The 214-nt window shown below is 31.3% G+C and carries 1 protein-coding gene; it reads right to left on the bottom strand.

All coding sequences use genetic code 11. The features are described 5' to 3' along the window. A partial coding sequence (locus LQ668_RS12515) for a transposase (protein ID WP_481817221.1) occupies positions 1 to 129 on the bottom strand: 129 nt, incomplete at its 3' end. Between the last annotated feature and the right edge of the window lie 85 nt (positions 130 to 214).

Below are 214 nucleotides of genomic sequence, written 5' to 3'. Positions count from 1 at the left end.
ACTTAGCCATTTGGTTAATGTTTGAATAGGGATGTCTAAATCTCTTGAAACTTCTGTTGCTTTTCTACCAGATTCTACTAACTGAATTGCTGCCATTTTAAGGCTATGATCATATTTTCTTTTAGACATAACGAACACTCCTGTAAATTGATTACTTTCATTATAGCTTAATTTATTATCAATTTACTGTGTCCGTTATTCAGTCTAGCATCAT

This window comes from Mammaliicoccus sp. K-M42 (genome assembly GCF_022386375.1).
Lineage (GTDB): Bacteria > Bacillota > Bacilli > Staphylococcales > Staphylococcaceae > Mammaliicoccus > Mammaliicoccus fleurettii.
The sequence above is the reverse complement of the archived record's forward strand: the minus strand, read 5'-3'. Positions and strand labels throughout refer to the sequence as shown.